The 7,887-nt window shown below is 49.2% G+C and carries 6 protein-coding genes; 1 reads left to right on the top strand and 5 read right to left on the bottom strand.

Annotated elements, in window-relative coordinates:
* Positions 1–121 precede the first annotated feature (121 nt).
* Positions 122–493 (top strand): hypothetical protein, encoded by a 372-nt coding sequence (locus tag IQ217_RS15250; protein WP_194020598.1) that lies wholly within the window; start codon positions 122–124, stop codon positions 491–493.
* 85 nt (positions 494–578) lie between these two features.
* Here IQ217_RS15250 and IQ217_RS15245 read toward each other — a convergent pair whose 3' ends face one another.
* The 5 genes from IQ217_RS15245 to IQ217_RS15225 all read right to left on the bottom strand — a co-directional run bounded on the left by IQ217_RS15245 (position 579) and on the right by IQ217_RS15225 (position 7,641).
* Positions 579–1,427 carry a nitrate ABC transporter ATP-binding protein gene (locus IQ217_RS15245; protein ID WP_194020597.1) on the bottom strand — a complete coding sequence of 283 codons (849 nt, stop codon included), beginning with the start codon at positions 1,425–1,427 and terminating at the stop codon, positions 579–581.
* 54 nt (positions 1,428–1,481) lie between these two features.
* Positions 1,482–3,485, bottom strand: a complete 2,004-nt coding sequence (locus tag IQ217_RS15240) for an ABC transporter ATP-binding/substrate-binding protein (protein ID WP_194020596.1) — start codon at positions 3,483–3,485, stop codon at positions 1,482–1,484.
* A 49-nt stretch (positions 3,486–3,534) separates the two neighbouring features.
* Complete coding sequence (locus IQ217_RS15235) at positions 3,535–5,265, bottom strand: iron uptake porin (protein WP_194020595.1); 1,731 nt, start codon at positions 5,263–5,265, stop codon at positions 3,535–3,537.
* A gap of 112 nt (positions 5,266–5,377) precedes the next feature.
* A complete protein-coding gene (ntrB, locus tag IQ217_RS15230) occupies positions 5,378–6,220 on the bottom strand; it encodes a nitrate ABC transporter permease (RefSeq protein WP_190599566.1) in 843 nt (280 codons plus the stop codon).
* A 62-nt stretch (positions 6,221–6,282) separates the two neighbouring features.
* Positions 6,283–7,641, bottom strand: coding sequence for a CmpA/NrtA family ABC transporter substrate-binding protein (locus IQ217_RS15225; protein WP_194020594.1), 1,359 nt, complete (start codon positions 7,639–7,641; stop codon positions 6,283–6,285).
* Positions 7,642–7,887: the final 246 nt, after the last annotated feature.

Below are 7,887 nucleotides of genomic sequence, written 5' to 3'. Positions count from 1 at the left end.
GTCTCGTCTTCAGCTTCTTTCTTCCATTTTTCACTACCCGTTCACTTTCACAATAGATACAGTTCATTTTTTTCAACCTTATACTGCGTAACAATTCTAGCTCTCACTCCCTAAGCAGACAATGCCCTTAGATGCAAACCCTGATCTGAAGGAGCAAGTTTTGAAGAACAATCTGGAAAGGAGAGAGATACTTGCAATTATTCGTGGAAAGTGGTCTAGTTTTGGTGAAGGAATAAGCAAAAATCGTGAATCAGTTAACACAACCCTAACTAATCTTATTCCTAACCTTAAAATTAGACAGAAGGATGCCAGGATTCAAATTATGACCTTGGGGCTTGTTGCACTAACAAAAGCATTTCAATCAAATATAGACTTAGCTAACAAGTTTGCAGATGTTAAAGAATTGGAATTAGCCCCTCTCACTGCGGATGATGTTCGACAGTTACTGGGTTTGGACGGAGTGGAATGCCTAGTTTCTCAGTCATCGAACTGAACTTCAGTGTTGGGATCCACCTCACTCCCAAAAAGCAGGGGAACTGGCCTGCGAAATTTGGGAGTGGTGCCTTGCCTATAACTTTCTAAGCCACATCGTCGTGGGCAAAGCGATTATAGAGAAAGTCGAGGGCGTAGTTACGCAACTGGTAATAGGTGGGGTCTTCCATAATCCGGTCTCGATCCCTGGGCCGGGCAAAGGGAATGGTCATAATTTCCCCAATGTTGGCGTGGGGCCCATTGGTCATCATCACCAGGCGATCGGAGAGGAAAAGGGCTTCGTCAATGTCGTGGGTGATCATCAAAACGGTGCAACGGTGATCGTTCCAGATTTGTAGTAATTCTTCCTGCAATTCCTCCTTGGTAATGGCATCTAACGCCCCAAAGGGTTCATCCAAAATCAACACCTCCGGGCGGATAGCCAGGGCCCGGGCAATGGAAACCCTTTGCTTCATCCCGCCGGAAATTTGCCCCGGTTTTTTATCCATGGCATCGGTTAACCCCACCATGGCAAGATGATCCTTGGCGATCGCCCTTTTTTTTGCTTCTGTTTTTTTGGGGTGGACAGCATCCACCGCAATGTAGACATTTTCTAATGCAGTTAACCAAGGTAGCAGGGCATAGTTTTGGAAGACCACCATACGGTCAGGGCCGGGTTCACTAATAGTTTTTCCCCCTACCTGTACAGAGCCCTCTGTGGGGTTGGCAAAACCGGACACCATATTGAGCAGGGTCGATTTACCGCAACCGGAGTGGCCAATAACGCAAATAAATTCCCCTTCATCAACGGTGAGGTTGACATTTTCTAACACCGTGTAGGAGCCTTTGGCGGTGGGGTACACCTTAGAAACGTTTTCAATGGTCAAAAATGGGGCGGTGGGACCATCCAATGGGGTAGGAGTGGACATGGGTCGGTTGGTATTTAAGGTTTTCATAGTTAGCTGTCGAGGAATAATCAGGGGTCATGGGCGTGGATCTGGGGACAGAACCTAGGCAAAAACCGGCGCTGGGGTGGGGTTATTGAGGTGCACTTCGGCAATGGTGAAGTTGCGATGAATGATGGTTTGATTCAGGTAGGCAATGGGGTCATCGGCGTTAAACACTTCTCCGTCAAAGAGGGCGATGGGTTGCCGTTGATAGTTGACGTCGTAACCTAATTCCCGGGCCGCGGTACTGAATACTCCCACTCGACAAACCCGCTCTAAAATCTCCACCCAGTTGCGGGGGAAGGGGATTTCTCCCCAGCGGGCCATTTGGGTCATCATCCAGAGATGTTCGGTGCGAATAGGACGATTGACCTGATCGCCAAAGAAAAGATGGTGGGAGTACTCCACAGGGTTGCCCAGGCTACAGGTGCGACCTTCAGGATCACCGAGGTGGATATAATCAATATTGGTGCTTAGGTATTGACGGGTGGCCAAAAGTTCCCGAATTTCCATTTCATGGTTGGGGTCAGCGCAGTAGGCACAGGCTTCCAACAGGGCTTTCACCAGGGCCACGTGGGTATTAGGGTGGGCGATCGCCCAATCTTCCCGCACTCCCAAAACTTTACCGGGGTGATTTTGCCAAATTTCCAAATCGGTGGCGATGCTAAACCCAGCTCCTTCCATGGAGGCCCGCAAATTCCAAGGTTCACTGACACAATAGCCATCAATGGTACCCGCCTTCAGATCCGCTACCATCTGGGCTGGGGGAATGGTTTTGAGATGTACATCCCGGTCGGGGTTAATGTTGTGGGCCGCCAGCCAATAACGCAACAACAAGTTGTGCATGGAGGAAGGATGGACCATGCCCAGGGTGTGGGGATCGCCGTCGGAGGCCAATAGGAGTTGACGAAAATCCTCAGCGGTGTAAATGCCTTGGTCGTACAGTTTTTTACTGAGGGTGATGGCGTTGCCGTTGCGGGTCATGGTCAAAGCGCTGACCACGGGAATGGACTGTTCCCGATAACCCCCCGCTGTCAGCCAGGTGGGCATACCTGCTGGCATTTGGGCCCCATCTAGGTAGCCCCCGGCGATACCGTCCACAATGCCCCGCCAACTGGTTTCCCGCACTAAGCTAACTTCATCTAAGCCATGCTTGGTAAAAAAGCCCTTTTCCCGGGCCACTACCAAGGGCGCAGAGGCTACTAGGGGCACATAGCCCAATTCCAAATTGACTTTCTCCAGCCCATGTCTGGCGATCGCCGTGGTTTTTTTGGCCCGTAATTTTTTAATCCGTTTTTGCTGATTGAGGAAGTAAATAATTTCACTGCGGAGGCTGTAATAACTGGGATGTTCCACCACTTCCATGCGTTTGCGGGGGCGGGGAATATCCACCTCTAGAATGCCGCCAATGTTAGACCCAGGGCCATTGGTTAACATCACAATCCGATCCGACAACAACACCGCTTCATCCACATCATGGGTAACCATGACCGCTGTGACTTGGTATTGTTCACAAATGCGCATTAATTGTTCTTGCAAATTGCCCCTGGTCAAAGCATCCAACGCCCCAAAGGGTTCATCCAATAGCAATAATTTTGGTCGAATGGCCAAGGCCCTGGCGATCGCCACCCGTTGTTTCATGCCCCCGGACAATTCACTGGGTCGTTTATCCACCGCCTGGCCTAGGCCCACCAAATCAATGTGTTCCTCAATAATGGCTTTACGTTCCGCCGCCGGTGCCCCCTTCATGACCTCATCCACAGCGAGGGCAATATTTTGCTTCACCGTCAACCAAGGCAGTAAAGAATAGTTTTGGAAAATCACCATCTTGTCCGGCCCGGGCTGCTTGATCCGCTTACCTTCCAGGGTAACAATGCCTTCACTGGGCAAATCCAACCCGGCAATCATATTGAGTAGAGTTGATTTGCCACAGCCGGAGTGACCAATCAGGGAGACAAATTCCCCCTTTTTAATTTCCAAATTAATTCCCTTGAGGGCGACGTATTGCCCCCCATCTGTGAGGGAAAAAACCTTATCGATATTGTCAACAGCAACAAAAAGGCTCATAGCGACTCAAACAATTGATTAAAGGGACAAAATACTGGGGCGACAGCGGTTAAAACGTAAACGTCGTTCGTAGGGCAAAGACCCCGGTTGTACTATTACTGGAGTCGCCTTCGGGATTGAAAATGACAAACGCACCGGGGGTAATGCTGAGATTGTTGTTGATCTTGTAGTTATAGAAGGCTTCAATTTGGTAGGGAATCGCCCGGTTGCTGATATTGTCAGGTGTTAACGTTGCTCCATTACCGGCCCCAACCCTGGTGAGGGGTTGACCAAACATCAAACCCGCCGTGTTGCCCTCCGCAAAGGCATCGGGGAAATAAAGCCCAGCCATCCAACTAGCAAGATTGGTAAAGGCAGAACCGCTGTTAGCTTGATCCACCATAAAGTAAGCACCATAGGTGGTGAAGTAAATGCTGGGGTTAATGCGCCAAGTTAGGGTCGCACCTACGGAATTAACGTTAACTGGGGTTGTCAACGGTAAACCCCCGAGAGTTCCTGCCGCCGCCCCTGTCAGTCCCGTACCTAAAATATTGATCTGGTGGTAGCTGTAGGCATAGTTCAAACCAAGATCCAGATTTTCGGTGGGATAAAGGGTTAATTGCGTTGCCGCCACAAAACTGCCGTTGAATAGACCCGCACCGAGGGGCGTACCGGGAAAACCTTCATTTTGGGGAATAGCAGCGTTGACAGAGCCATAAAGTGCCCGCCAATCTACCACATCATTGGGTTTGTAGATGAAGCCAGCGGCCGAAGCTAAGCCCGTTTCTGTGGTTCCCCCTGAGACCCGTAGTACGGGGTTGATGGCGAAAGCCCGGGAAAGAGTGCCCTGTCCTTCACTGGCAAAGGGGACAATGGTGGGAAATGCATCGGTGACTTCCGCTTTGGGCCCAACAAAGACGGTGAAATTATCTGCTACCGGGGTGATGTAGAGCAATTTGTACAGACAGACACTGTTATTGCCACAGCTGGGTTGGAGATTTTGAGGGTTAAAACCAGCAAACTGAGGTTCATAGTTGAAACTGGTCATGCCTTCACCCAAGATGGAGGCATCATTGGGAAAGAGGGTTTCCGCCACACTCCCTGTCCCGGTAATAGGATTGCCAGCGGTAAAGTTGTAGGCCTGTAGCCCCGTAATCAGGGCATCTTTGCCGGTAAAGCTGGTGGTTAGGTTTAGGCGCACCCGATCGTTAAAAACTATCTGGGCAGAGTCGGCGTCCGGTTCTCCTCCGGTGGCACCACTGATGGAGAAAATCACTTCCCCATTCAGTTTAGTGGTGGTGGAAAATTGATGGTCTTCCAGGTAGGCTGTGCGGGTTTCCAGGTTATCTATCCTGGCCCCCAAAGCACTCAGCTCTGTCTGAAACTCTTGGGCTAACCGTTGGAGCTTCTCAATGTCCGCCTTGATCACAGCTACATTTTCTTGCAGTAACCGCTCCATGGTATTCATACAGGCATTGAGCCCAGCGGCAAATTCCCAACGACTTAGGGCTCGATCGCCGCGGAAAGTGCGATCGGGGTAACCCACAATGCAACCGTAACGCTCCACTAAACTCTTTAAGGCTTCATAGGCCCAATCCGTCGGTTGAACATCCCGCAACTCCGAAACCGATGTCACTTGGCCCATGGGCTGGTCCAGCAAGGTAGTCAGTTCCTGCACTGGAGTAATTGCCATGGGATCGACATCCTCGTACAGCATCTGAGCCCCAGCGGAACCAGGGAATGTGGTTAGGCTAGTAACGGTGGCAAATCCTGCGAGCCAAGTGAATCGATGTTGTTTCATTGCGATGAATTCCTCTAATTTTGATCGTGTATGGTTAGCGGTGAATAAAAAAGCTCATGGTCTCTTTTTTTCTCCAAGGCAAATTGTTAACCTCCTGGGGTCAGCGAGTTTGTTACTGTCCTGGGGCAATTAACTTTTGGAGATAGGCAATGCCCCGGTCTAGGAGTAAACCCACCGCACCGATATAAAACACTGCCAAGATGATTTCGCTGATGTAGTTCTGTTGATAGGCATCCCAGATAAAAAAGCCGATACCGACAATGCCCGACATCACAATTTCCGCTGCAATAATTGCCAACCAAGCTAAGCCAATGGCAATACGTAAGCCGGTAAAAATATAAGGTAGTGCTGAGGGAATAAGAATTTTAAAGAAAAACTTTTGGGGAGACAAACGCAATACTTTGCGCACATTAATATAATCCTGCGGAATCTGTTTTACCCCTTCCGTCGTATTAATTAAAATCGGCCACACTGAAGTGATAAAAATAACAAAAATTGCCGCCGGTTGATTCTGCTGCAGAGCTACCAAGGCAATGGGAACCCAAGCCAACGGAGCGACCATGCGCAGAAATTGAAAAATCGGATCAAGGGCCTTATCTACCAAGGGTTGAGTCCCCACCAAAATTCCCATGCTGATGCCGACAATGGCTGCTAGGGAATAGCCCTGGGCTACCCGCCCCAAACTTGCTAGGGTTTGCCAAAACAACCCCTTATCCAACCCCCCTCGGTCGTAAAAGGGATACATTAACAGGGTACGGGTACGGGGATCTGTCCACAAACTACTAGGGGGAGGAAGTTTAATTAGACCCGCCGTGGAAATTAATTGCCACAACAACAAAAAGCCTAAAATTCCGACTATGGGGGGCAAAATATCGCCCCGACGCTTGCGCCAAAACTTTTGTAAGGGATTGGTCCCCGTAGCCCGATTTTTCCTTTGGGGAATGGTAGTGGTCATTATTGTCTCCTTGATAGTAATGGATTAATCATCAACAGTGAAATGGCTTAATTGATAGCTAGTTAGACTTTTTTGATTGTCAAACTTTGCAGATAAGCCGATGGATTAGCCGGGTCAAAGGTAATGCCATCAAAGAAGGTTTCTACGCCTCGGGAAGTACTGCTAGGAATGTCGGCTGTAAACCCTGCTTCCGTTGCCGCTTCTCGCCATATATCTTCCCGGTTGACCTTGTCAATAATCTTTTGAGCTGTATCGAAATCAGGAATGGCATCTTTGTGGAAACCCCAGCGCATACTCTCCGTTAGGAACCATAAATCATGGCTCTTATAGGGATAAGAAACATTGCCAATGCCGTCCTTCCAGTAGAGGGGACCTTTTTGGAAATCATCAATGGCCGGCTGACCATCTCCCATGGTGTATTGACCTTTGAAGGGAGACTCTAAAATGGTGGGGGGAACATTGAAATAGTTTCTGCCGGATACAATCTGGACAACTTCAGGACGATTTTGGGGATCATCAATCCACTGTTGGGCTTCCATAATTCCTTTCAGCAATGCTTTGGTTGCCTTGGGATTTTTATCTACCCAATCCGCTCGAATGGCGAGGTACTCTTCTGGGTGATAGGGCCAAATTTGGGCAGTTAAAGCCGCCATGTAGCCAATATTTTCTGTCACAATGCGATAGGGCCAGGGATCTCCGGTACTAAAAGCGTCCATGGTGCCGTTGCGCATACCCTGAACTGTTTCCGCGGGAGGCACAGCCAGAAGGTCAATGTCGGTGTCGGGATCAACACCCCCGGCTGCAAACCAGTAACGAATCCAAAAATCTTGGTTAACGTTGGGGAAGGTGTGGGCGGCCTTAAATTTGCGGCCATTGGTTTTGTTAAAACCTTTGATATAGTCTGCCGCTTTGGAGATATCAAGGTTTACTCCTTTGCCCTCATGCATTGGTGCCACAGCAATACCATTTCCCTGGGTAATCAATTGCGCCAGGACATACATGGGCACCTTGTTGCCGTTGGTGATGATCCCTTCCGTAATCAGGTGAGGCATGGGCATTTGCCATTGGCCGCCATCAATACCTCCCCCCTGGGAACCAATGGTGACGTTGTCCCTAGCGGAGGCCCAGTTGGCTTGTTTAGAAACTTCCACCCCGGTCATGCCATATTTGGCAAAGAAACCCTTTTCCTGGGCAATGATCAACGGAGCGGATTCCACAATGGGAATGTAGCCCAGTTTAATATTGGGGGTTTCGGGCATCATTTCTGGGCTGATATCCCCGGCCGCTTGGGGGGAAGGGCTAGTGCCAGTGCCGGCGGCGTTGGGATCGGGGGGATTGCCCGTGCAACCCTTCAGAAATAAAGCCCCTGTGGCAGAGGCCGCTGAGGTGAGCAAAAATTTACGTCGATTGAATGATCCCATAACTTTGATTGATATTTTCTATGAAAAAAGGCAGACAGAAAAATGGAATAAGCGCCATGGATATCCCCGGTTTACGGAAGAGTACTGGGACTCCTAGGCTGTGTAAACCAGGGGACGCTTTAGACTGCCTGCCCGAGGACAATGACTAATCCAAGGGGACTTGAATGTTTAGATTATTAAGGAATCCTGAAAATAGATAAATACCCATTTTTTTATGTAATCTATAGAAGTAATCTATAAATGTGA

The organism is Synechocystis salina LEGE 00031 (genome assembly GCF_015207985.1).
GTDB classification, from domain to species: Bacteria; Cyanobacteriota; Cyanobacteriia; order Cyanobacteriales; family Microcystaceae; genus Synechocystis; species Synechocystis salina.
Note: the sequence above shows the minus strand (reverse complement) of the source record. Positions and strands in the feature narration are given on the sequence as shown.